Genomic DNA, 22,973 nt, shown 5'->3' on the forward strand with positions numbered 1-22,973 from the left:
CCCTTACTCGGTGAGGCTGCGTTGAAACCGGCTCGTGCGCGAGCCCCATCGCCATGCTCATTCACTCCAGTAAAGTCGCGCGCGACCCCGGCCGTTCCTCGCCTTGCCTGACCCTCGTCTCAGACTTTTCAAACAGAGCCTGAGGCAGTCCCGCCGGAAGCTTGCAAGAAAGCCACGCGCCGTCCTAACTCATGACCCCCATGCCCTTGGCTTTCGCCACCGCTTGAGTCCGTCGCTGCACGCCAAGTTTGCTGTGGATCCGACGGGCGTGGGTTTTCACGGTGTGCAGCGAGATGAACAACTGTTCGGCGATCTGCTGGTTTGAATGCCCTTGTGCGATCAACCCCAGCACTTCCAGTTCACGCTGGCTCAACAAGGTCTCTTCGGCCGCGGTTGCAGGCGGCTCGATAGGGGCCGCCGCCTGCACCCAGCGCAATAGCTGGGGCTGGCGCAGGCGCAATTCACTCAGGGCGTGTTCCGCTCGCCAGCAGGCGACGCGTTCGAATCCCTCCTCCATGAGCGAACGCGCCAGGGCATGGTCGGCGGACAGCCACGCCACTTCGGCCAGGGCCAGGTGCAACTCGGTCTCCAGCCCATGCATGCCACAGCGCTGAGCCTGCTCGATCATTGCCTTGAGCCGTGCCTGTGGCTCCTGCGCCCGCTGCAGGTAGACCTCGGTGAGCACCAGCAAGTATTCGAGCCTGGGGATCAACTCCAGGGTCGCCGGTGGCGCATGCTTGGCCTGGGGCCCATGGAAATGCCGCAGGACCCTGGTAAGGGCTTCATGGGCCAGCTCCGGACGCCCTTGCTGCAACCAGAACTGGCAGCTGGTTTGCAGCAAAACGCCACGGTAGACCGTGTCGGGAATGTGCCGTTGCTGCATGATCCGCTCGGCATCGCGCAGTTGCATGAAAGCTGCGCCGTAATCCCCCAGGTTGACAGCCAGGCTGGCCTTGCCGAGAAACCCGTAGAGCACCTGTTTATCCTGGTAGCGCAAAGCCGTGTCCAGGCCCCGCTGGAATTGCTCGGCGGCCTGGTCGTCAAAGCCCATGCGCAACGCCAGGCGTCCACGACGCAGGGCGATACGCCCCAGCAGCGCGGAAAAATCCTGGCCCGGCTTGTCCAGCAACACTTGCACCGCCCTGAGCAGATCGTCGGCTCGATGGGGCGCGCCGCGCTGTTCCAGGATCTGGGCATGGTCCAGCTCCAGCAACCCTTCGAACACCAGCGAACCCTGGGCCCGGGCCAGGCACAGCGCCTGGCGGCTGGTCCACTGGGCCGAGGCCAGTTCGCCCTTGAGCAATGCCTGCTGCGTCAATCCCGACAGGCACAGCAACTGCAAGGACCAGGCTTGCGGATCCAGGCCGGCCTGGGCCTGGAGGAAGTGCTCGCGTGCCTGTTCGCCGTCGCCCGACAGATGCAGCAGCCACCCCCGCAGGACCTGCCAGCGAGCCACCAGTTGCCGCTGCTGGCAAGCCTGGGGTTGCGGTGCGAACCGGGTCAGTTGCTCGATGCAGGCCGAGGCCTGATCGAAGCGTCCGGCGAACAGCAGCGCGGCAGTGACCAACCCCACCGATTGCGGCGTGCTCAGGGTCAGTGCCTCGCCTTGCTGGTCATGCAGGTCCAGCAACAGCAGTACATTGTCGCGCTGCAAGACGTGCTCGAAACTCAGGTGGCGCAGGAAACTGATGGCCGCTTCGAACTCCTCGGCCTGGATGGCCTGCTCGAACGCCATTTGCCAGTCCTGTTCGGCGGCGAACCACTGGCACGCCCGTCGATGCCAGGAGCGTCCCTGGGGCCAGGGTTCATCACGCACCAGCCGAGCCAGCGGCGGGAAAATCTGCAGCCAGTCCGAGGACTGCTCCCAAGGTTCGATGAAGCATCCCAGCTCCAGCAGCAAGGGCAGGCACTCCGCCCCCACGGTGTCACCGAACAGATGCTCGCAAAGACGGGCGTTGAAGCGCGGCAGATGCGCCAGCACGCGCCACGCCTGGGCCAGGTCCGCGGTCAACGTGCTGAACAACTCGTACTCGAGGTAGTCCAGCAAGGTGCCGGGCCGCCCTGGCGAGGCGTGACGGCGCGCCCATTCGCACTGTTCGAGCAAGGCGATGCGCACGCCGGCGCACCAGCCGCCACTGCGCTGTATCACCTCCCGGGCGGTTCGGGTTGCCTGGGGCGGGGTCAGATGACCGAGCAAGGGCAGGATATCGTCGGGCGTGAAGACCAGCGCCTTGGCATCGAACTCGTACAGCTCGTCCTCGAGCAGCAGGCGCGTCCAGTTGCAATGCGGACGCCGACGGCCGTTGAGCCACAGATGCAGCAGCGGGCTGCTGGCATTGAGCAGACGGTCGAGCCAGTGGTCCAGGCCGGGGTTCGACACCCGGCAGTAATCATCCAGGAACAGCCAGGTGGGGGTTTGCAGGCGGGCCAGATGATTCAGCAGCCCCGCCTCGTCCATCATCGGCAGGCCCAGGGCCTGGGCCAGGCGCTCGCACATCTGCGTCGCATCCAACACGCTGCCTGCCAGGGGCAACCAGTGCACTCGACAATCTTTGGGGGCTTGCAGGAAACACTCGGCGAACAAGGCGCTCTTGCCGCTGCCCGCGGGCGCGCACAGCAACTTCACCCGAGCCCCCGAGGCCAGCAGGGGCTCGCTCAGGGACCTGCGCGGCACATGCGTCGAAGACAGGCGAGGCAGCAATCCAGGACGGTCCGGGCACGGGGACATGGCGGTCATGCGGGCAGGTCCTTTTTATTGTTCTCCCTCCACCCTAGTCCTGTGTCACCCACCTTTGGAGAAGTATTCAGCGCGCTGATCGCAGCCCATAAAAAAAGAGACCGATCGGTCTCTTTTTTCGTAGCGACGGCAGTGGGTGTTACCGAACCCCACTCGACCGCAGCGCCGCCGGGGTGTAGTCGGCCGCACGGGCCTCGAAACCATACACGTAGCTGTGCTTCTCCTCGTTCTTCATGCCCAGGGCAATATAGCGGCCGGCGATGAGGTCGTAGAGTGCCTCGAGGGTGTAGCCCGGGTTCTGGTGATCGTAATAGAACTGGGCATGCCCTTCGGCCACTCGCCACAGTTGCCCACGACCGTCGTAGTGGTCCACCAGCGCGGCCTGCCAACTGTCCTCGTCGATGTACATGTGGCGCTTGGCATAGATATGACGCTCGTTGGGCTTGACCGTGCCGATCACTTCCCAGACGCGATGCAACTCGTAGCGGGTCAGGTCCTGGTTGATGTGACCGGCCTTGATCACGTCGTCGTACTTGAGGTTGGGCGAGTCGAGCTTGTAACTGTTGTACGGGATGTACATTTCCTTCTTGCCCACCAGCTTCCAGTCGTAGCGATCCGGTGCGCCGGAAAACAGGTCGAAGTTGTCGGAGGTACGCAACCCGTCGGCGGCGGTGCCCGGACCGTCGTAGGCCACCTGAGGCGCGCGGCGTACACGCCGCTGGCCAGCGTTGTAGATCCAGGCCAGGCGTGGTTCCTTCACCTGGTCGAGGGTTTCATGCACCAGCAGTACGTTGCCGGCCAGACGCGCCGGAGCGGTGACCTCCTGCTTGAAGTAGGTGAGCACGTTGCTGGCTTTATCCGGATCGGCGTCCTTGATCAGGAATGGCACGGCAATTTCTTCTTCGAAGCGGATCGGCGTGAAGCTGCCGTTGGTCTGCGGCGTGGCCTGGGTGATGATGCGCCGCAGGTTGCCACCGTGGTAACGAGTGACGTGGTTCCACAGCACCTCCACGCCGTTCTTGGGAATCGGGAACGCGTAGTAGCGGTTACCGGTGAAATTGGACAGGCCGTTGCCATCGTTGATCGCCGTGACGTTGAGCGCGCTGCGCTTGATCGACTCGTAGATCTCGGGGGGCAGCGACACACTGCGATGGGTCGGATAGACCGGGATCCGGTAGGTTTCCGGGTAGCGCTTGAACATCGCGACCTGGCCTTCGGAAAGCTTGTCTTTGTATTTGTCCACGGTGGCGGCGGTGATGGTGAACAGCGGTTTTTCACTGGCAAACGGATCAGCCAGGAAACCTTTGCTGTCCACCGCCCCGGCATTCTTGGGAATGCCGCCGGTCCAGGCCGGAATCGAGCCATCGGCGTTGCCCGCCTTTTCCGCGCCCACCGGCGTCAGGCTGGTGCCCAGTTTGTTCGCTTCCTCCGGCGAAACCGCCGCCATCACGTTCGCGGCCAGCAGGCTCAGGGCCAGGGCACCGCATTGCAGAATCATCTTGCGCATTGGGTTTTCCTTGTCAGCCAGATCAGAAGTTCACGCCGAAGCTCAGGGCGAGGAAGTCGCGGTCTTCGAGGACGTTGTAGTCGCCGCCGAAAAAGTCGGTGTAGCTCAGGCTGGCGGTGTAGGTGTTGCGGTAGTCGGCGTCGACGCCAACGCTGACAGCCTTCGCGCCCTCGTTGAACAGGCCGTTGGGGCCGTAGCCTGACACGTCGTGAGACCAGGACAGGTTGGGTTTGAAGTTGACGCCGGCGACGACGTTGGAATAGTCGAGAATGGCCCGCGCGCGGTAGCCCCATGAGGTCGAGGTGACGAAACCGTCGGTGTCACCGTTGAAGCCGTACTGGCCGTAGACCGAGTCGCGGCCATAACGCAGCTGGTCCTTGGACTCCAGCCCCCCGACATGCACCACCGCCGCCTCGCCCACCAGGGTCAGCCGATCGGCCCCCAGCACCTGGTCGAAGAAGTGCGTCATGGTGCTCTGGATCTGGGTGATTTCCTTGCGCCGGTAGCCGGTGTTGTCGGCACCCGGCGCGGTCGCGATGGGCGATGCCGCGCCACCGGCAATCGGGTTGACCAGGGCCAGGGTCAGGTCGTTGGTATTGACCTGCACCGGTGCGTTGGGACGGTAGCTGATCTCGCCGGTCCAGGCGGTGCCGGTGGGTAACGTCGTGGAGAAACTGGCGCCGTACAGGCGGATATCTTCCGGGTATTCAAGGTAGTACCCACCACGGCCCAGCATCACGCTTTGCGCAAGGCCCGCACCGCTGCCAGGGACCAGGCCGTTGGCGATCGCGACCATTCCCGGCAACGCCGCCAGCGTCGAAAGCCCCGCCGTGGTGGTCCCGACGGTAGGCGTACGGCTGTGGTAATTCATGAAGTACAGGCCGTACTCGGTATCATCGCCAAGCCAGCGCAACGCCGTGCCCCACTGGCCGGAGTCGCGGGCGTCGCGGTCGCCGCCACGGGGAATGATCACCCCTTCGCTGGACACCTGGATCTCCTGGCCGAATGCCTGGGTCAGGGGCACGAACGGCGCAATCGCCGGACTGCCCACGGTGTAGCCACTGGTGCAACCATCGGCCACCACGTCGTTGCCGAAGAACGTGCCGCAGTTATCCACCACGGTCTGATCCCACTCCAACTGGTAGAAACCTTCGATGGTGAGCTTGTCGGTCAGGCCCTGGGAGGCGAACAGCATGTTCACCGGAATCAGGCCTTCCTTGATTTCCGCACCGGGGCGACGGAAGGCGGACACGTCCACCGGGTTGATGCTGTTGATGGAGTTGCCGATGAAGGTGCTTTCCCCCCAACTGACCACCTGCTTGCCGGCGCGCACAGTGCCCGGCAGATCGGCGATGGAATAGTTGTGATAGACGAAGGCATCGAGAATCTGTGCCCCTGAGGACTTGGCGCCTTCCTTGCGATTGCTGTCGCTGATGTCCTTGAACTCGCGGCCCTCATCCTTGAGCTCGAAGTCATACCAGTACTTGCCACGCACGAACACACCGGTGTCGCCGTACTTGAGTTCGAGGTCGTGCAGTCCTTTGAAGATCTTCGAAAAGGTCTCGCCTTTCTTGAAGTTCAAGCGCCCATCGTCACCGGTGGAAGATTGCCCCCGGCCACCGTTGACCGTCCCCACCAGATCCCTGTCGGCGTCGCGCATGCCCCAGCTCGCGCCAACGGACAGCGAGGAGTCGAACTGGCCTTCGATCTCGCCAATGTTGAATGAAACGGCCTGCGCCTGGGCACAGCAACCCAAGGCCACCGCGACGGCCAGCGCCTGCGGCTTGAAGATGGCGCGCATTGTTATTGTTGTCATGCGTCTTCCCCGGTGAGTGACAGAGACTTCACCCTACTGCCGCCCGGAGCGGGCGATAAGCGCACCAAGGAGGTATTCGCGCTGTCGCTCGAAAGGATTACAGCCTTTGCGAGACGGGCCTTTGCACGACGCATGGATGGACTGGATGACCCATCATCAACGCCACGCATATCCATCGCGGCCATGACACTGTTGCGCGCACTGCAACAGTGCATGTCCGGATCCGGGCTGTTTCCCGACGCGGTCGATCCTTATGCTGGCCGGGCTTGCAGGGTAACGGGCCTGCCAGCAGCCGCCACGGCATCCCTCACGCCTGGCGCACCGTCATTCGGATGGACTGGCGTCATCGGTTCATCATCCCGTGCTTGCGACGTTGATTTGTAGCTCCTTTGCAACGTCATCTTCAGGCCGCTGCTTTTTGCAGCGGCCTTTTTTATTTGGTTTATTCCCAGATGAAATTCTCGACGCTTACATCAATATCGGAAATATCCAACAGCCCGGCCACCTGCTCCAGCGCATTGTTTTCTTTCATTTCCATTGAGTACAACTACGTCAATTGCAATGAACGATGACAAGTGCTCAACATACCGCCATATCACTGATATACCGGCATCCGATATATGCATGGGAAGAACACCCAGGGACTCTTAAACCAACGTAGACCGGAAGCAGCGGCAAAATAGAAACAGGGCACAAGCAAGCCTGAATACCTTACCGGTGACACCAGTTAAGAGCGGCAACTGCCGTACCTCTAACGCCCTGAAGACCAGACGCCAATTCCCACACGAAACCAAGACCTTCACTACATGCCGAACCCACAGTCATTGTTAGCCTGATTTACGTCGAAGCCTGTTGCATCGACCTTCTTCAGTTATCAGTGAGTTTCTTATGTACGCGATCAACTCCACAAGTTACCGATCAAGATATGGCTATAACAATCGGGTTCGTTTCCTCGTCTTTCACTATACCGCCGCCAACTTTTCGTCCTCTGTCAATACATTGACCGGCGCCTCGGTCAGCGCTCATTACCTGATTCCGGATTTCAACGACCCGAGTTATCTGAAGGCTGGGTTCAATGAGCCGCAGATCTTCAACCTGGTGGACGAGAACCAGCGCGCCTGGCACGCAGGGGTGAGCAGCTGGGGAGGCAGGAATAACCTGAACGACACTTCGATTGGCGTCGAAATCGTCAATCTCGCCACGGATAACCAGGGACAATTCACCTTTCCTCCTTATGACCCCCGGCAAATCGAGGCAATCCAATACCTGGCCTCGAACCTGCTCCAGCGCTATCCGGACATCAGCCCGGTCAACGTGGTGGGGCATTCGGACATCGCCGCCGGCAGGAAAAGCGATCCCGGCCCGATGTTCCCGTGGCAGGCGCTATACGCCAAGGGCATCGGTGCCTGGTTCGATGAGTCCACCCAAAGGGCCTGCATGCACGCCTACGAATGCGCCGGCTTGCCTACCCGCGAACAATTGCTCGGGCTGTTCAAGAAATATGGCTATGACACTTCGGCTGCCACGACCAGTATGGGCTTCCAGCGCCTGGTGCGCGCCTTCCAGCTTCACTTTCGCCCGGCCCGGTATGACGGTGTGATGGACATCGAGACCGCCGCGAACCTGGCGGCACTGGTGAAGAAGTATTGTCCGTGACCGACGTTGCCGTCATCGACGGCAACCGGTCTGGCGGCGAGTCAAACGGCGTAGCGTTGCAGATTCGCCATCATCTCCTTCAATGCTTCCAGGTTGTCGTTCGGGTGGACTGCGTCCTTGAAATCACAGATCTGCTGCCAATGGGCGGCGACGTCTTCGGGGGAAAAACCCTTGTTCGGATCGAATCCGGCACCGAGGCTGCGTTCCCAGCGCACCTTGCCTATCCAGCCGCCACCCACCTCGAACAACCCGGAAGTTTCCTGACAGGCTTCGCTGGCCAGGTACACCACCAGCGGGCTGACCAGTTCGGGCTTGAGCTGTTCGAACACCTGCGGCGGCATCAGGCCTTCGGTCATGCGGGTGCCGCCAGTAGGCGCGATGGCATTGACCAGGATGTTGTTCTTGCGACCTTCAATGGCCAAAGTGCGCGTCAGGCCATACAGGCCGAGCTTGGCCATGCCGTAGTTGGACTGGCCGAAATTGCCATAGATCCCCGAGGTCGAGGCCGTGAAGATCACCCGGCCATAATTCTGCTCGCGCAGGTGCGGCCATGCGGCACGGGTGACTTTGTAGGCGCCCTCGACATGGACGCGATAGACCAGGTCCCAATCGGCATCGTCCATCTTGTGGAAGGTCTTGTCCCGCAGGATACCGGCGTTGTTCACCACCACATCGACCCGGCCGAACACGTCGAGGGCATTCTGTACCAGTTTGTCGCCATCAGTGACCGAGTCGTGGTTTGCCTCGGCAATACCGCCGGCCTCGCGAATCTCAGCCACCACCCGATCCGCCGCCGAGGCGTTGGCCCCCTCGCCCTGGGCGGAACCACCAAGATCGTTGACCACTACCCGGGCGCCTTGCCTGGCGAACAGCAGGGCATGGGCCCGCCCCAGGCCACCGCCAGCTCCGGTGACGATCACCACTTTATCTTCGAAGCGCACAGATTCACTCATGGGCAGAACTCCAGCAGGCCGAATGGATTGCAAAGCCCGAGTGTCGGGCACAGGGAGCATGATCCACAATCAACACGGCTGAGAGTGAATGGTGGGCGATAAGGCGAGGGGATGATGCGTTGGCGCATGACAGGACGCGAATCCGAGCCTGGCTCAACCCGATCCCAAGGCAACAGGCGTCACGAGTACACCACCTGCCGCACCGGCCCAGGGATGCCCGCACGGAACGCCAGGTAATGCTTGAGCACCTGCACCGGTGCCTCCGCCTGCGGATAGTGGCCGATGTCGGGCAGCAGCACCGTATCCGCATTGGGAATCAGCGCCTCGTAGCGCGCTACCATGTGCGCACCGGAAATCGGATCGAACCCACCATCGATGACCCGCATGGGCACTTCGCCGCGCTGCATCGCGTGCACCCAGCGATCGCGCTGCACACGGCGTTCGGGAATGTAGCGGATGAGTTTGTGCATGATCCGTGGGCCGCCGTTGCTGTGCACCAGGCTCCAGTAATCGTCCAGTTCGCTTTCGCTGGGGCCGGTCCATGGCCCGAAGATCCGCCGAAAACTCTTGGCCAGGCCCTCGCGGGAAAAGGCCCGGGCCACCAGCCAGCCCAAAGGACCGAGCAACAACCTTTGCACCAGCACCGGACGATGGGTCTCCGGAAACAGGCCGCCGTTGAGGAACACGCAACTGGCGATGTCGATACGTGCCTCGCAATGACGAGCGATCAGTTCCTGGGCCACGCTGTCCCCATAATCGTGGGCCAACAGGTGAACCGCTTGCCTGACATTCAGGTGCTCCAACAGCGCCTGCTGCAGATCGGCCTGCTCCAGCAGGCTGTAGATGTGATCCACCGGCTTGGCGGAATCACCAAACCCGAGCATGTCGCAGGCAATCACCCGATAGCGCTGGGCCAGGGGTTGCCACAGGTAGTGCCAATCCCAACTGGCGGTGGGGAACCCGTGGATCAGCAGCAACGGTTCACCGTGCCCCGCCGCCCAGTACCGGATGGCATGCCCCCGGAACATGAAGGTCTGGCCGCGCTGGCGCCAGATGCGCAGGGGAACCTGCACCATAGGCATCAGCTTCTATACCCCTGGTCTTGTTGATCGAGCTTGCGCAGCAACGCCGGCCACGCCAGCGCGCCCCCCATGCCCTGGGCACTCCTGGTGACTGCGGCGATCATCGCCTTGGCACCGGCCAGTATCGGCGCATCGATGGCAATCAGCTCGGCCCCGCCATTTTGTGCCAGTACCTGGATCTCACAGGCCCGCTGAAAGGTGAACATCATCAGGAAGGTATCGGCGATGGTCCCGCCGCAAGTCAGCAGTCCATGGTTGTGCAGCAACAGGAAGTTGCTGTCGCCCAGGTCTGCCTGCAGACGGGCCTTCTCTTCGTGATTGAGGGCAACGCCCTCATAAGGGTGACAGGCCAGGCTCGACAGCACGAACAGGGATTGCTGGCTGATGGGCAGCACCCCTTGCTTCTGGGCCGATACGGCGACGCCGGCAGCGGTGTGGGTATGCAACACACAGGCTACATCGTGGCGCACTTCGTGCACTGCGCTGTGAATGGTGTAGCCGGCCGGATTGATCTCGTAGGGGCTGTCCATGAGCTTGTTGCCGGCCTGATCGACCTTGACCAGGCTGGACGCGGTGATCTCGTGGAACATCATCCCGAACGGGTTGATCAGGAAGTCCTCGGTGCCGGGAATCTTGGCGGAGATATGCGTGAAGATCAGGTCATCCCAGCCATGCAACGCCACCAGTCGGTAACAGGCGGCAAGATCGACGCGGGTTTGCCATTCGGCGGTGCTGACCTGGTCCTTGATGCTGAGTGTCGATTGGATGGGCGCTACGCTCACGGCTCTGACCTCTGGCTTATCGTTATAAGGTGCAACGGCACGCCGTGCACAAGAGGATGAGTCTAGTCAGCCCTGGCGAGGGCGCCAGTTGCCTTGGAGCCAGCTTAATGACCGAGCGGGTCACGCCGCCCGTTGCGCCGACGCCCGCTCGATCAACGACGCAGGGCCTCGATCAACTCTCCCAGCCAAGGCTGCGCATCGGTTTCCGGCGTGACGCTTTCGCTGGCATCCAGGCGCAGCATAGGCAGCACCTCGGCCACCCCAAGTTCGGCGAACAATTCGCGCATCTGCTCGCCACCGCCGCAGAAAGTGTCGCCGTAGCTGGCATCTCCCAGGCCGATCACGGCACCTGGCAAACCGCGAAAGAAGGCGGGCAACTGGTCGCGAATGGCCGAATACAAGGGCATCAGGTTATCCGGCAGTTCTCCCATGCCGGTGGTGGACGTCACGGCCAGCAAGGCCTGCGGGCCGAATGCCTGGATGTCCGCCAGGGTCGCCCGGGGGTTGCACAGGGTTTCGAAACCGGCCTCGCCGAGCAGGGTGGCGGCATGGCGGGCGACTTCTTCGGCGGTGCCGTATACCGAACCGCAAAGGATGGCGATTTTCATCTATCTGGTCCTGAACCTGAATAAAAGACTCGGGATAGTAGCAGGCAGAGCCGCCAGTTTGCGATTGGCTCCCAACAACCAGTGATGGCCAGTGGACAGCCCTGCAGATTCTTCTAAAATGCTGTATTTACAGGGATTTGAAAAGGAAGCGGTCCATGATCAATGCGCAGCTGATGCAACTGGTGATAAACGCTTCCAACGACGGAATCGTCATCGCCGAAAAGGAAGGCGACGAGGACAACATCCTCATCTATGTGAACCCGGCCTTCGAGCGGCTGACCGGCTATAGCCGGGACGAGATCCTCTATCAGGACTGTCGTTTCCTGCAATCGGGCGATCGCGACCAGCCCTCGCTCGAGCACATACGCGAGACGTTGAAGCAGGGCGGTGCCTGCCGGGAAGTGCTGCGCAACTATCGCAAGGATGGCACGCCGTTCTGGAACGAATTGTCACTGTCGACGGTTAAGAACGCAGCTGACGGCCATACGTACTTCGTGGGCGTGCAGAAAGACGTGACGGTCCAGGTCAGGGCACAGAACCGCATTGCGCAGCTGGAAAAGGAACTGGCGGACGCCCGGGCCACGATTGCTCGTCTTGAAGCGACGAATGGCACAAACAAAACGGCGAATTAACGGTCAGTCACTACAATCACCAGTGAACACGTAAGAAATCATCTCGAGCACACCATGCAGCGCGACGCCCTTCTGACCCAGGATGAGCTGGATTTCATCCGGACAATGCAGCACAACCCGCAATTGAACGAGCGGGATGTCACGTCGAGCCTGCTGGTCAATGGCGGGTCGCAGATCCGTGACCTGCTGACGCGCCTGGCGGCGAACGAGCAGGTCACGCTGCAAGCCAGTTTCGAAAATCAGCAGATGACGTTCCCGCTGCACCTGGTGGAAGACGAATTTCACGCGATGCACCTGCGCCTGGGCGTACCGAGCATCTACGAGGACGGGCCCAAGGTGCGTCCCTGGCGCTTGGCCCTTGAAGAACCGGTGGCCCTGGAGAACGCCAAGGGCCAGCCAGGGCCTTTGTGGGTTCACGAGGTATCCTGCAAGGGCGTGCTGCTGGAAAACCGCAGCCGCATCAAGCCCCCCAAGCAGTTCGCCTTGTGGTTCAGCCCGTCAGGGTACGAGAGGATTTCGTTGCGCGGCGCCTTCGAACGGGAAACCGATCGGGGCCTGTATGCCTATCATCTGAGCCAGAATGACGAGGACGAGACCGAGCGCCTGCGTCAGTACATCCTTCAACAACATCGGCTGACCCATCCGGCGATGCATCTCTAGGCCACGAAAAGCCTTGATACTCGCTCATGCTGCTTACAGAGCCCAGGCCCTGCCTGTGTCTGCACGATTTCTCGCACTAGCCCAGGCGATCGTCCGGCTTCAGGTGTCCAGGCTTCCCGCCAGCAACTGACGCAAGCGCTGGCTCATCACCGTCCCTTCATTGCCCAGGCAGCCGATCGACGATCCCGCCAGGCAATCCTGCATCAAATCGGAAGCGTCGCCCGCCAGCATCAAGGGGCAATCCAGGCTCATCGCCAGTTTGTTCAGGCGCTTGGGCAATTCAGCCCCAGGGGCATGGTTGGACATCAGTACCAGCGCCACCGGTTTCACCTTCTGGCACACCAGGGTCAACTCATCGAACGGCTGGCCCACCGTCAACAGCCTGATGCCCACGTCCGCCTTCGACAGGAACAACGCCGTGACCAATAGCTCCAGTTCGCGGCATTGGCCGGCGATGGCAGTGACCAACAGACGTCGCGAGGGTGAATCACGCTTGAGCAAGAGCCGTTGTGCGACACGCGAACGCAGGAAACCGTCGTAGAACAGCCATTCGCTGGTCTGGCCGAACTCCTGCTGGCGCTGCAACAGCTGCCGCCACAGTGGCATCAATATGTTCTGGAATACGATGGGCACCGCGTAGCTGGAAAATATCTGCCCATAGATGCGGTCCAGCCCCATGTCGTCAAAGTCGCCGATTGCATCGGCCACTTGCTGTTGCCATTGGGCGTAGTCGCTCCTGACCCGACTGGATGGAATCAACGGGGAAACCGATTTCACCGAATCGGTTCTGGCCAGGATCTTGCTCACCTTGCTGACCGCCACCCCCCGTTCGATCCAGGCCAGGATGCTGCGGACCTTCTCGATATCCCCCAGGGAGTACAAGCGATGACCGCTGTCAGTGCGCGTGGGCTGGATCAGACCGTAGCGGCGTTCCCAGGCGCGCAGCGTCACTGGGTTCACGCCGGTGAGGCGGGATACTTCGCGAATGGGAAACAGATCTTCCCGTTCCATGGCGCCTGATGCCTGGAATACGAACTTATCGTCGGTGATTACGCTCATCTCGGAAGAATTCCCATTGGCGAATTGGATCCTATCTTACCCCTTCTAAGTCGTATGATGACAACTACAAACCGTATCGATATGCGCAGTTGTTGTGTCCCTTCATGACGGGCTCGTAGGTACAGGTCGCCGACCGCTGTTATAGTTTTGCTCCTGCCGTGAACCGAGCCGCCCCATGCCCAGTGCCAACGCTCCGATCCTGCTCACCGGCGCAGCCCAGCGCGTCGGCCTGCATTGCGCCCAGCGACTGCTGGACGAAGGTCACGCGGTGATCGCCACCTATCGCACCGAACGTCCCGGCGTACAGACGCTGCGTGATCGGGGGGCGACCGTGCTATACGCCGATTTTTCCAATGAGGCGGGGATCCTGGCCTTCGTCGAGCAACTCAAGCAGCACACCGACCGGCTGCGGGCCATCGTGCACAACGCCTCGGCATGGCTGGTCGAAACACCCGGCGACGAAACGGCAGCCTTCAACGCGATGTTCGGCGTACACATGCTCGCGCCCTATCTGATCAACCTGCATTGCGCGCAGCTGCTGCTGCGCTCGAGCCCCGCGGACATCGTGCATATCAGCGATGACGTGACACGCAAGGGCAGCAGCAGGCACATCGCCTATTGCGCCACAAAGGCCGGCCTCGAAAGCCTGACGCTGTCCTTCGCGGCGAAGTATGCACCCGCCATCAAGGTCAACGGCATCGCCCCCGCCCTGCTACTGTTCAACCCCGGAGACGACGCGGCGTACCGGGCCAAGGCCCTGGCCAAGTCGGCACTGGGCATCGAGCCCGGTAGCGAAGTGATCTACCAGAGCCTGCGTTACCTGCTGGACAACCCCTATGTCACCGGCACGACCCTGACCGTCAACGGCGGGCGGCACCTCAAATAGCCTGTTTCGAGGATTCATCATGGCGTTATCCCTGCCACAGCATTACCGCGAAATCCTCATCGGCCTGGGGGAAAACCCCGAGCGCGAGGGCTTGCTCGATACCCCGCTGCGCGCCGCCAAGGCCATGCAGTACCTTTGCCACGGCTACGAGCAGAGCGTGGAGCAGATCGTCAACGGCGCGCTGTTCGCCTCGGACAACGATGAGATGGTGATCGTCGCCGACATCGAGCTCTATTCCTTGTGCGAACATCACCTGCTGCCCTTCATCGGCAAGGCCCATGTGGCTTATATTCCTACGGGCAAGGTCCTGGGGCTGTCGAAGATCGCCCGGTTGGTGGACATGTTCGCCCGTCGCCTGCAGATCCAGGAGAACCTCACCCGGCAGATCGCCGACGCGGTGCAGCAGGTCACCCAGGCCGCCGGCGTGGCGGTGGTGATCGAAGCCCAGCACATGTGCATGATGATGCGCGGTGTCGAAAAACAGAACTCGACCATGAATACCTCGGTGATGCTTGGCGCCTTCCGCGAGTCCAGCACCACCCGCCAGGAGTTCCTGCAATTGATTCGACGGAGCAACTAAATGCCACAACTTCAGCCAGCCATGGCGCGCATCCGGGTCAAGGACCTGCGCCTGCGCACCTTCATCGGTATCAACGAGGAGGAGATCCTCAACAAGCAGGATGTGTTGATCAACCTGACCATCCTGTATCCGGCCCAGGACGCGGTTCGCGACAACGACATCGATCACGCGCTGAACTACCGCACCATCACCAAGGCGATCATCGCCCACGTGGAAGGCAATCGCTTTGCCCTGCTCGAACGCCTGACCCAGGAGCTGCTGGATCTGGTCATGGCCAATGAGTCGGTGCAGTACGCCGAGGTCGAAGTGGACAAGCCCCATGCCCTGCGATTCGCCGAGTCGGTGTCGATTACCCTTGCAGCAAGCCGGGCTACTTCGTAGCCGCTGCAAGCCTCAAGCTGTAAGCTTCGAGCCTGAGCACCGCAAATCCACTCTTGCAGCTTGAAGCTCGCCCCTTGAAGCTGCCTCGCAGAGACCACCATGAACGATCAACAACGCCTCGAACTCGAAGCCGCCGCTTTCCGTCGGCTGGTTGCCCACCTGGACAGCCGCAAGGACGTGCAGAACATCGACCTGATGAACCTTGCCGGCTTCTGCCGCAACTGCCTCTCCAAGTGGTACAAGGCCGCCGCCGATGAACGCCAGATCGAGGTGAGCCTCGACGAGGCCCGTGAAACGGTCTACGGCATGCCCTATGCCGAATGGAAAGCCCAATACCAGAAAGAAGCCAGCGCCGAACAGCAAGCGGCGTTCGCCAAAGGAAAACCCGATGCCTGACCTGAACACCTTTCGCAGCCAACTCAAGAGCGGCGAGCACGCCTTCGCCGACACCCTGGCCTTTATCGCCGCCGGCTACGATTACCAGCCCCGCGCCTTCAATAACGGCGGCGTGCAAAACGCCGCCGGGCAGAACGAAGGCTCGTGCAAGACCCTGGGCCTGGCCTTGCTCGAAGGATTGAGCGACGAAGAAGCGCTGCTGGCGTTCGGCGAACATTACCGCTCGGTGCTGGCCACGCCCGAAGGCAGTGATCACGGCAATATCCGCGCGCTGATGGTTCATGGGCTGGCAGGTGTGAAGTTCGACGAGTTGCCGCTGCAACGGCGCTGATCGATCCTAGCTGTGTGGTGAGACCTGTGTGGTGAGATCCCCTCGCCACAAGGGTTGCACGCATCCTGAGTTGAAGTACACCTCGCCACATCCCGACTTTTAAGATTGACCCGGCAACTTTATTTCGTTTGCCGGGCCCCTCTGCTCGCGGCTTAGATAACGGAAATTTCTCCTTCGTCCGGGCCGTCATCCATGAGCAGCGAAACCATCAGCCAATCGATTTCCATCGTGCATCCCGTCAGCCTCAGCCACGGCAGGAACGCCGAGGTCTGGGACACCGAGGGCAAACGCTACATCGACTTCGTAGGCGGTATCGGCGTGTTGAACCTCGGCCATTGTCATCCGCGCATTGTCGAGGCGATCCGCGAACAGGCTACGCGGCTGACTCACTACGCGTTCAATGCCGCGCCCCATGTTCCCTACATCGAATTGATGGAACGCCTGACGGCGTTCATACCGGTGGATTACCCGATCAGCGGCATGCTCACCAACAGCGGCGCCGAGGCGGCGGAGAACGCCCTGAAGATCGTGCGGGGCGCCACGGGCCGTACCGCCGTGATCGCGTTTGACGGCGCCTTTCACGGTCGCACCCTGGCGACCCTCAACCTCAACGGCAAGGTCGCGCCTTACAAGCAGAAAGTCGGTGTGCTGCCCGGGCCGGTGTATCACTTGCCCTATCCCAGCCCGGACAACGGCGTGTCCTGTGCCGACGCCTTGAAGGCCATGGAGCGGTTGTTCAGCGTCGAGATCGATGTCAACGACGTGGCCTGTTTCATTGTCGAACCGGTCCAGGGCGAAGCCGGCTTCCTCGCGCTGGACGTATCCTTCGCCCAGGCCCTGCGCCAGTTCTGCGACGACAAGGGCATCGTGCTGATCATCGATGAAATCCAGTCCGGATTCGGGCGTACCGGCCAGCGCTTTGCCTTCTCCCGATTGGGCATCGAACCCGACCTGATCCTGCTGGGAAAAAGTATTGCCGGTGGCGTGCCCCTCGGTGCGGTGGTAGGCCGCAAAGCGTTGCTGGACAACCTGCCCAAGGGTGGCCTGGGCGGTACCTACTCGGGTAACCCCATCGCCTGCGCCGCCGCACTGGCGACCCTGGACGAAATGACCGATGCCAACCTGCACGCCTGGGGCGTGCAACAGGAAGAGGCGATCGTCAGCCGCTACGAATCCTGGCGCAGCCGCGGGCTAAGCCCTTACCTGGGTCGCCTGACCGGCGTCGGCGCAATGCGCGGCATCGAGCTGAGCCAGTCCGACGGCACCCCGGCTTCGGCACAATTGACGCAACTACTGGCCCTGGCACGGGAATCGGGCCTGCTGTTGATGCCCAGTGGCAAGTCGCGACACATCGTGCGGCTGCTGGCGCCGTTGACGACCGAGCCGGCAGTGCTGGAAGAGGGGCTGGATATTCTGGAGGCGTGCCTGGCGAAGCTGGCCTGAAACTCAGTGTTTCTGAGCACACAAGAAGCTTGGGGAGCGCGCTTGCTCGCGGCAGCGTCAAATCTGCCGACATCGATGTTGGCCGGTACACCGCCATCGCGAGCAAGCTCGGTCCCACAAGGGTTCAAAGCCAGGTACTCAGGCATTAAAAAACCGGCCGAGGCCGGTTTTTTAATGCCCATTTGATCAGAACGAAGCGTTCTGCAGGCCGTCCAGGTAGCGCTCGGTGTCCAGTGCTGCCATGCAACCGGCGCCGGCCGAGGTGATGGCCTGGCGGTAGACGTGGTCGGCCACGTCGCCGGCCGCGAAGATACCTTCGACGCTGGTGGCAGTGGCGTTGCCGTCGCGGCCGCCCTTGACCACCAGGTAGCCGTCCTTGAGTTCCAGCTGGCCTTCGAACAACGACGTGTTCGGAGTGTGGCCGATGGCGATGAACACGCCGTCAACCTTGATCTCGTCGAAGCTGCCGTCGTTGTTCTTCAGGCGAGCACCGGTCACGCCCATGTTGTCGCCCAGCACTTCGTCCAGGGTCGCGTTGAGCTTGAGGATGATCTTGCCTTCGGCGACGCGAGCATTGAGCTTGTCGATCAGGATCTTCTCGGCGCGGAAAGTCTCGCGACGGTGGATCAAGGTCACCGTGCTGGCGATATTGGCCAGGTAGAGAGCTTCCTCTACAGCGGTATTGCCGCCACCGACCACTGCCACCGGCTTGTTGCGGTAGAAGAAACCGTCGCAGGTGGCGCAGGCCGAAACCCCTTTGCCCATGAAGGCTTCTTCCGAAGGCAGGCCCAGGTAACGAGCGCTCGCGCCAGTGGCGATGATCAGGGCATCGCAGGTATAGGTCGCGCTGTCGCCGGTCAGGGTGTAGGGCTTGGCTGCGAAATCCACGGCATTGATATGGTCGAAAACGATTTCAGTCTCGAAACGCTCGGCGTGTTCCTTCATGCGCTCCATCAACGCCGGGCCGGTCAGGCCATGGACGTCGCCCGGCCAGTTGTCGACTTCGGTGGTGGTGGTCAATTGACCGCCGGCCTGCATGCCGGTGATCAGCAGCGGCTTGAGGTTGGCACGGGCCGCGTAGACCGCGGCGCTATAACCGGCAGGGCCGGAACCGAGAATAATCACTCGAGAATGACGGACTTCAGACATGACCTGCTCCTGTTGACCGGCCCCTGCGGACCGGAACGCCGGGTAAACGGCGGGAATAAAAAAGAACCGTTGATGCACTTGGGGAAGGCTTTGGTTCGACGGTCCTGAAAAAGAATGGGTGCAGCGTATCGAGGGAGCGAAGATTAAGGAAATACGGTTTAACAATCCAGCTCATAGGTGAGTTCTATCCCAGGTAGACCTCTCGATAGGAGCCACTGTCCGGCAAACCTGTTACAGGCCATGTAGACGCTTTCCCGTACGCCGCAAAGCCGGTAAGGTCGGCGCGTTCATCTTCGTTCGGAGCATCCCATGCCTGCCCCCGTCCTGTCGGGCCCGCAATATCTGCAAGAAGGTCTCAAGCTGGTCCTGAGCCCGGGCCTGCGCCTGTTCGTCCTGCTCCCGCTGGCCATCAACCTGCTGCTGTTCATCGGCCTGATCTACCTGGCCGGCCATCAATTCAGCCTGTGGGTCGACACCCTGATGCCGTCGCTGCCGGACTGGCTGAGCTTTCTCAGCTACATCCTCTGGCCGCTGTTCGTGGTCCTGGTGGTGCTGATGGTGTTCTTCACGTTCACCATGCTCGCCAATATCATCGCCGCCCCCTTCAATGGCTTCCTCGCGGAAAAAGTCGAAGTGGTGATCCGGGGTACCGATGATTTCCCGGCCTTCAGCTGGGGCGAACTGGTGGCCATGATTCCCCGAACCCTTTCCCGGGAAGCCCGCAAGCTCGGCTACTTCCTGCCCCGTGCCCTTGGCCTGTTCGTGCTGTCGTTCGTGCCGGTGCTCAATCTGGTGGCCGCGCCGCTGTGGCTGTTGTTCGGCGTGTGGATGATGGCCATCCAGTACATCGACTACCCGGCGGACAACCACAAGCTGGGCTGGAACGAAATGCTCGCCTGGCTGCGGGAAAAACGCTGGCAGAGCCTGGGCTTTGGCGGCAGCGTGTACCTGGTGCTGCTGATCCCGGTGGTCAACATCCTCATGATGCCGGCGGCAGTGGCCGGGGCGACCCTGTTCTGGGTGCGCGAGCAAGGCGCCGAGACCGCACTGGCCCGCCAGGGCTGAGCCGGTCACGAATCCGTCATCAAGACGACACAATGACGAAATGACCCCGGTCGACACTGGGGTCATGACCACACCTCTGCACGTTACCCTCATCACCGAAACCTTCCCGCCGGAAATCAATGGCGTGGCCAACACCCTGGGCCGTCTGCACGACGGCTTGCGTGCCCGCGGGCATCGGGTCGAACTGGTACGTCCGCGCCAGGGGGGCGACCCGCGCCAGGCCGGTGACGAACATCTGTTGCTGTGTCGGGGCTGGCCGTTACCGGGCTACCCAGGGCTGCAATGGGGCCAGGTGTCCATGCACAAGCTGCTGCGCCGGTGGAAGCGCCATCGGCCGGACGTGCTCTATATCGCCACCGAAGGGCCGCTGGGCCTGTCGGCGTTGCGGGCGGCGCGGCGCCTGGGCATCGCGGTGGTCAGTGGGTTCCATACCAACTTCCAGCAGTACACCCAGCAGTACGGCCTCGGGCTGCTGAGCCGCGCGCTGACTCATTATCTGCGCTGGTTCCATAACCGCTCCGCCGTGACCCTGGTGCCGAGCCTGAGTCAGCGGCTGGAACTGGAGCGTCGCCATTTCGAACGGGTGACGTTGCTGTCCCGTGGCGTGGACAGCCAGCTGTTTCATCCCATCAAGCGCTCGGCCTCCCTGCGCGAGGCCTGGGGCCTGGGTGAGCACGACATTGCGGTGATTCATGTGGGGCGCCTGGCGCCGGAGAAGAACCTCGGGCTGCTCAAGCGCAGTTTCGACACGCTGCGCAGCGCTTTTCCGGAGCGACGGCTCAAACTGGTGGTGATCGGTGATGGCCCGCAGCGCTCGGCACTGGAGCAGGACCTGCCCGAAGCGGTCTTTTGTGGCGCCCAGCGTGGCGAGGCGCTGGCCAGCCACTATGCGTCCGGGGATGTGTTCGTCTTTCCAAGCCTGACCGAAACCTTCGGCAACGTCGTGCTGGAAGCCCTGGCGTCCGGGCTGGGTGTGGTGGCCTACGATCAGGCCGCGGCGGCACAGCATATCCGCCATGGCTATAACGGCGTGCTGGCCATGCCGGGGGATGAAGAGGCATTCTGCGATGCCGCCCGTTGGCTGCTGGAGGAGCGCGAGACCTTGCGTTGCGTGCGGCTCAATGCGCGCCAGCATGCCAGTCGCCAGGGCTGGGCGGCGGTGATCGAGCAATTTGAAGCGCAGTTGCGAGGGGCTTGCGTGGGTGAGCAGGTAATGCCTGTTGCGCCCACTGTGCGCTGACTGTTCGGTGATTTTCAGGCCGCTATCGTGAGCAAGCTCGCCCCCACAAGTGGATTCTGGCCGGACACCGATAGGCGTCCGCCAAGGATCCATGGGGGAACAGGCTTGCTCGCGACAGCGTCAGTCAGGACGCCGCTTAAACCAAAGTCATCAGCGCCTCTCGGCTGAACGGCAGGATCTCCTGCTCACGCCCTTCACGGACTTTCTGCGCCCAGTCCGGATCCACCAGCAGTGCACGGCCCACCGCCACCAGGTCGAACTCATCGTTGTTCAGCCGCTCCAGGAGTTTTTCCAGGCTGGCGGGTTGGGCGACCTTGTCGGTATTGACCATGAACTGCAGGAACTCGCCATCCAGGCCGACGCTGCCAACGGTGATGGTCGGCTTGCCGGTCAGCTTGCGGGTCCAGCCCGCCAGGTTCAGTTCGGAGCCTTCGAATTCCGGTTCCCAGAAGCGCCGCGTCGAGCAGTGGAAAATATCCACGCCGGCTTCGGCCAACGGCTTGAGGAATTCGCCCAGGGCCTCGGGAGTCTGCACCAGGCGTGCCGTGTAGTCCTGCTGCTTCCATTGGGAGAAACGGAAAATGATGGGGAAGCCCTCGCCCACTGCCGCACGCACGGCACGGATCAACTCGATGGCGAAACGCGAACGATTGGCCAGGCTGCCGCCGTAGCCGTCGGTACGCTGGTTGCTGCCTTCCCAGAAGAATTGATCGATCAGGTAACCGTGGGCACCGTGAATCTCCACGCCGTCCATGCCGATGCGCTGGGCGTCCTTGGCCGCCTGGGCAAAGGCCGCGATGACCTCATCGATATCCGCCTGGGTCATGCCGTGCACCACTACCTGGCCGTCCTTGAGCTTCTCCGAAGGGCCATAGCCCGGCACGCTGGCATCCGGCTCGGTGCCGAGGCGGCGCACATTGCCGACATGCCACAACTGCGGAACGATCTTGCCACCCTCGGCGTGAACCGCATCGACCACCTGCTTCCAGCCTGCCAGCGCGGCTTCGCCGTAGAAGTGCGGCACGTTCGGATAACCGTTGGAGGCCTTGTGTCCGACCGTGGTGCCCTCGGTGACGATCAGGCCGACCCCGGCCGCCGCGCGACGACGGTAGTACTCCACCACCTTGGCATTGGGCACGCCACCCGGCGAAAAGGAACGGGTCATCGGCGCCATCACCACCCGGGTCGGCAGTTCGAACGCGCCGAGCTGGAAAGGTTTGAACAGGGCTTTTACAGACATGGGGCACTCCACGGGCATGGGATCGCTGATCAATATGACGGCGATAATATGTGGCCCTGGGAGGCTCGGGTAGCACTATTGATTGGAATGATTAAGGATCAAAAGCGAGCCGAGAGAATCGCGGTCGGGTGAATGAACCGATCCGCAGCCGGGGGGGAAATCTGTGGCAAGGGATTTATCCCCTCGCCACAATGTTGTCGTGCCTGGCTTCAACCCAGGGCTTTTTCGATGGCCTGGATCACCGTGGGATCATCCGGTGCGGTGCGTGGCGAGAAACGCGCCAGCACGCGACCGTCCTTGCCCAGCAGGAACTTCTCGAAATTCCAGGTGATGTCGCCGGGAAACTCCGCCCCCTCGCCGGCCAACAGGCGGTACAACTGGTGGCGGTCGGGACCGTTCACGTCCAGCTTGCTGGACAGCGGGAAGGTCACGCCATAGTTGAGGCTGCAGAATGCCTGGATTTCCTGCTCGGTCCCCGGTTCTTGCCCGGCGAACTGATTGCACGGCAGGCCCAGCACACTGAACCCCTTGTCCTTGTATTGCTGGTAGAGATTCTCCAGCGCCGCGTACTGAGGCGTCAGGCCACATTTGGAGGCGACGTTGACCACCAGCACGACATGCCCCTTGAAGGGTGCCAGCGCCAGCTCCTGACCATCCAGGGCTTTGAGTTTAAGGTCGTGGAAAGCACTCATGACGAACTCCAGGTTTACCGATCTTTCGAAACAGCCATGGACGATGCTACCGACAAAAAAGGCGCCACGGGGCGCCTT

General features: G+C 61.7%; 22 protein-coding genes. 11 read left to right on the forward strand and 11 right to left on the reverse strand.

What is annotated here, in order from left to right; translation table 11 throughout:
• Positions 1-184: 184 nt before the first annotated feature.
• From BW992_RS02575 to BW992_RS02585, 3 genes are all read right to left on the reverse strand, one after another.
• Positions 185-2,737, reverse strand: a complete 2,553-nt coding sequence (locus BW992_RS02575; protein ID WP_076405534.1) for a helix-turn-helix transcriptional regulator — start codon at positions 2,735-2,737, stop codon at positions 185-187.
• Positions 2,738-2,876: 139 nt separating this feature from the next.
• Positions 2,877-4,244 (reverse strand): DUF1329 domain-containing protein, encoded by a 1,368-nt coding sequence (locus tag BW992_RS02580; protein ID WP_076405536.1) that lies wholly within the window; start codon positions 4,242-4,244, stop codon positions 2,877-2,879.
• Between the two features lie 22 nt (positions 4,245-4,266).
• Positions 4,267-6,060, reverse strand: a complete 1,794-nt coding sequence (locus tag BW992_RS02585; RefSeq protein WP_072388297.1) for a DUF1302 domain-containing protein — start codon at positions 6,058-6,060, stop codon at positions 4,267-4,269.
• Between the two features lie 888 nt (positions 6,061-6,948).
• Between BW992_RS02585 and BW992_RS02590 the strand changes: the two genes are divergently transcribed.
• Positions 6,949-7,716 (forward strand): N-acetylmuramoyl-L-alanine amidase, encoded by a 768-nt coding sequence (locus BW992_RS02590; protein WP_072388299.1) that lies wholly within the window; start codon positions 6,949-6,951, stop codon positions 7,714-7,716.
• Positions 7,717-7,757: 41 nt separating this feature from the next.
• Here the strand turns inward: BW992_RS02590 and BW992_RS02595 are convergent, their stop codons facing one another.
• The 4 genes from BW992_RS02595 to BW992_RS02610 form a co-directional block, all read right to left on the reverse strand.
• On the reverse strand, positions 7,758-8,669 hold the full coding sequence (locus tag BW992_RS02595) for an SDR family oxidoreductase (protein WP_072458681.1): 912 nt from the start codon (positions 8,667-8,669) through the stop codon (positions 7,758-7,760).
• 179 nt (positions 8,670-8,848) lie between these two features.
• A complete protein-coding gene (locus tag BW992_RS02600; protein WP_072388303.1) occupies positions 8,849-9,751 on the reverse strand; it encodes an alpha/beta fold hydrolase in 903 nt (300 codons plus the stop codon).
• The gene (locus tag BW992_RS02605) at positions 9,751-10,533 is read right to left on the reverse strand and encodes a class II aldolase/adducin family protein (RefSeq protein ID WP_072388306.1); all 783 of its coding nucleotides are present in this window, start codon (positions 10,531-10,533) and stop codon (positions 9,751-9,753) included. The genes BW992_RS02600 and BW992_RS02605 overlap by 1 nt, the downstream gene beginning before the upstream one ends.
• A 152-nt stretch (positions 10,534-10,685) precedes the next feature.
• Positions 10,686-11,141, reverse strand: coding sequence for a flavodoxin (locus tag BW992_RS02610; RefSeq protein ID WP_072458682.1), 456 nt, complete (start codon positions 11,139-11,141; stop codon positions 10,686-10,688).
• 155 nt (positions 11,142-11,296) lie between these two features.
• Here BW992_RS02610 and BW992_RS02615 point away from each other — a divergent pair, with 155 nt between their 5' ends.
• Positions 11,297-11,773, forward strand: coding sequence for a PAS domain-containing protein (locus tag BW992_RS02615; protein WP_072388310.1), 477 nt, complete (start codon positions 11,297-11,299; stop codon positions 11,771-11,773).
• 54 nt (positions 11,774-11,827) lie between these two features.
• Entirely contained in the window at positions 11,828-12,433 is a 606-nt protein-coding gene (locus BW992_RS02620; protein ID WP_072430776.1) for a hypothetical protein, read from the forward strand.
• A 99-nt stretch (positions 12,434-12,532) separates the two neighbouring features.
• On the opposite strand, the gene BW992_RS02625 is transcribed toward BW992_RS02620, so the two are convergent.
• A complete protein-coding gene (locus BW992_RS02625; protein ID WP_072388314.1) occupies positions 12,533-13,492 on the reverse strand; it encodes a MerR family transcriptional regulator in 960 nt (319 codons plus the stop codon).
• A gap of 175 nt (positions 13,493-13,667) precedes the next feature.
• Between BW992_RS02625 and folM the strand changes: the two genes are divergently transcribed.
• The 6 genes from folM (at position 13,668) to BW992_RS02655 (ending at position 17,509) form a co-directional block, all read left to right on the forward strand.
• Entirely contained in the window at positions 13,668-14,378 is a 711-nt protein-coding gene (gene folM, locus BW992_RS02630) for a dihydromonapterin reductase (RefSeq protein WP_076405538.1), read from the forward strand.
• 19 nt (positions 14,379-14,397) lie between these two features.
• Positions 14,398-14,958, forward strand: coding sequence for a GTP cyclohydrolase I FolE (gene folE, locus BW992_RS02635; protein ID WP_072388318.1), 561 nt, complete (start codon positions 14,398-14,400; stop codon positions 14,956-14,958).
• On the forward strand, positions 14,959-15,339 hold the full coding sequence (folX, locus tag BW992_RS02640) for a dihydroneopterin triphosphate 2'-epimerase (RefSeq protein WP_072388320.1): 381 nt from the start codon (positions 14,959-14,961) through the stop codon (positions 15,337-15,339).
• 99 nt (positions 15,340-15,438) lie between these two features.
• Positions 15,439-15,735, forward strand: a complete 297-nt coding sequence (locus BW992_RS02645; RefSeq protein WP_072388322.1) for a DUF1244 domain-containing protein — start codon at positions 15,439-15,441, stop codon at positions 15,733-15,735.
• Complete coding sequence (locus BW992_RS02650) at positions 15,728-16,066, forward strand: HopJ type III effector protein (protein ID WP_072388324.1); 339 nt, start codon at positions 15,728-15,730, stop codon at positions 16,064-16,066. The genes BW992_RS02645 and BW992_RS02650 overlap by 8 nt, the downstream gene beginning before the upstream one ends.
• Before the next feature lie 192 nt (positions 16,067-16,258).
• Positions 16,259-17,509 carry a 2-aminoadipate transaminase gene (locus tag BW992_RS02655; RefSeq protein WP_072388326.1) on the forward strand — a complete coding sequence of 417 codons (1,251 nt, stop codon included), beginning with the start codon at positions 16,259-16,261 and terminating at the stop codon, positions 17,507-17,509.
• A 186-nt stretch (positions 17,510-17,695) separates the two neighbouring features.
• Here BW992_RS02655 and trxB read toward each other — a convergent pair whose 3' ends face one another.
• Complete coding sequence (gene trxB, locus BW992_RS02660; RefSeq protein WP_003205459.1) at positions 17,696-18,658, reverse strand: thioredoxin-disulfide reductase; 963 nt, start codon at positions 18,656-18,658, stop codon at positions 17,696-17,698.
• Between the two features lie 309 nt (positions 18,659-18,967).
• On the opposite strand from trxB, the gene cysZ reads away from it, so the two are divergent.
• Both cysZ and BW992_RS02675 read left to right on the forward strand, forming a co-directional pair.
• A complete protein-coding gene (gene cysZ, locus BW992_RS02670; protein ID WP_072388329.1) occupies positions 18,968-19,723 on the forward strand; it encodes a sulfate transporter CysZ in 756 nt (251 codons plus the stop codon).
• Between the two features lie 40 nt (positions 19,724-19,763).
• Positions 19,764-20,963, forward strand: a complete 1,200-nt coding sequence (locus tag BW992_RS02675) for a glycosyltransferase family 4 protein (RefSeq protein ID WP_076405541.1) — start codon at positions 19,764-19,766, stop codon at positions 20,961-20,963.
• Between the two features lie 136 nt (positions 20,964-21,099).
• Here BW992_RS02675 and BW992_RS02680 read toward each other — a convergent pair whose 3' ends face one another.
• Positions 21,100-22,203 carry an NADH:flavin oxidoreductase gene (locus BW992_RS02680; RefSeq protein ID WP_072388333.1) on the reverse strand — a complete coding sequence of 368 codons (1,104 nt, stop codon included), beginning with the start codon at positions 22,201-22,203 and terminating at the stop codon, positions 21,100-21,102.
• Positions 22,204-22,412: 209 nt separating this feature from the next.
• Positions 22,413-22,895, reverse strand: coding sequence for a glutathione peroxidase (locus tag BW992_RS02685; protein WP_072388335.1), 483 nt, complete (start codon positions 22,893-22,895; stop codon positions 22,413-22,415).
• Positions 22,896-22,973: the final 78 nt, after the last annotated feature.

This window comes from Pseudomonas sp. 7SR1, from assembly GCF_900156465.1.
In the GTDB taxonomy this organism is placed as follows: Bacteria; Pseudomonadota; Gammaproteobacteria; order Pseudomonadales; family Pseudomonadaceae; genus Aquipseudomonas.

What these genes read in the sequence shown, in the direction of transcription:
- BW992_RS02615 (WP_072388310.1), top strand. Translation starts at nt 11,297, where the DNA reads ATGATCAATGCGCAGCTGATGCAACTGGTGATAAACGCTTCCAACGAC.
- BW992_RS02675 (WP_076405541.1), top strand. Translation starts at nt 19,764, where the DNA reads ATGACCCCGGTCGACACTGGGGTCATGACCACACCTCTGCACGTTACC.
- BW992_RS02625 (WP_072388314.1), bottom strand. Translation starts at nt 13,492, where the DNA reads ATGAGCGTAATCACCGACGATAAGTTCGTATTCCAGGCATCAGGCGCC.
- BW992_RS02650 (WP_072388324.1), top strand. Translation starts at nt 15,728, where the DNA reads ATGCCTGACCTGAACACCTTTCGCAGCCAACTCAAGAGCGGCGAGCAC.
- cysZ (WP_072388329.1), top strand. Translation starts at nt 18,968, where the DNA reads ATGCCTGCCCCCGTCCTGTCGGGCCCGCAATATCTGCAAGAAGGTCTC.
- BW992_RS02575 (WP_076405534.1), bottom strand. Translation starts at nt 2,737, where the DNA reads ATGACCGCCATGTCCCCGTGCCCGGACCGTCCTGGATTGCTGCCTCGC.
- BW992_RS02580 (WP_076405536.1), bottom strand. Translation starts at nt 4,244, where the DNA reads ATGCGCAAGATGATTCTGCAATGCGGTGCCCTGGCCCTGAGCCTGCTG.
- trxB (WP_003205459.1), bottom strand. Translation starts at nt 18,658, where the DNA reads ATGTCTGAAGTCCGTCATTCTCGAGTGATTATTCTCGGTTCCGGCCCT.
- folM (WP_076405538.1), top strand. Translation starts at nt 13,668, where the DNA reads ATGCCCAGTGCCAACGCTCCGATCCTGCTCACCGGCGCAGCCCAGCGC.
- folX (WP_072388320.1), top strand. Translation starts at nt 14,959, where the DNA reads ATGCCACAACTTCAGCCAGCCATGGCGCGCATCCGGGTCAAGGACCTG.
- BW992_RS02590 (WP_072388299.1), top strand. Translation starts at nt 6,949, where the DNA reads ATGTACGCGATCAACTCCACAAGTTACCGATCAAGATATGGCTATAAC.
- BW992_RS02595 (WP_072458681.1), bottom strand. Translation starts at nt 8,669, where the DNA reads ATGAGTGAATCTGTGCGCTTCGAAGATAAAGTGGTGATCGTCACCGGA.
- BW992_RS02600 (WP_072388303.1), bottom strand. Translation starts at nt 9,751, where the DNA reads ATGCCTATGGTGCAGGTTCCCCTGCGCATCTGGCGCCAGCGCGGCCAG.
- BW992_RS02610 (WP_072458682.1), bottom strand. Translation starts at nt 11,141, where the DNA reads ATGAAAATCGCCATCCTTTGCGGTTCGGTATACGGCACCGCCGAAGAA.
- BW992_RS02685 (WP_072388335.1), bottom strand. Translation starts at nt 22,895, where the DNA reads ATGAGTGCTTTCCACGACCTTAAACTCAAAGCCCTGGATGGTCAGGAG.
- BW992_RS02620 (WP_072430776.1), top strand. Translation starts at nt 11,828, where the DNA reads ATGCAGCGCGACGCCCTTCTGACCCAGGATGAGCTGGATTTCATCCGG.
- BW992_RS02655 (WP_072388326.1), top strand. Translation starts at nt 16,259, where the DNA reads ATGAGCAGCGAAACCATCAGCCAATCGATTTCCATCGTGCATCCCGTC.
- BW992_RS02585 (WP_072388297.1), bottom strand. Translation starts at nt 6,060, where the DNA reads ATGACAACAATAACAATGCGCGCCATCTTCAAGCCGCAGGCGCTGGCC.
- BW992_RS02645 (WP_072388322.1), top strand. Translation starts at nt 15,439, where the DNA reads ATGAACGATCAACAACGCCTCGAACTCGAAGCCGCCGCTTTCCGTCGG.
- folE (WP_072388318.1), top strand. Translation starts at nt 14,398, where the DNA reads ATGGCGTTATCCCTGCCACAGCATTACCGCGAAATCCTCATCGGCCTG.
- BW992_RS02680 (WP_072388333.1), bottom strand. Translation starts at nt 22,203, where the DNA reads ATGTCTGTAAAAGCCCTGTTCAAACCTTTCCAGCTCGGCGCGTTCGAA.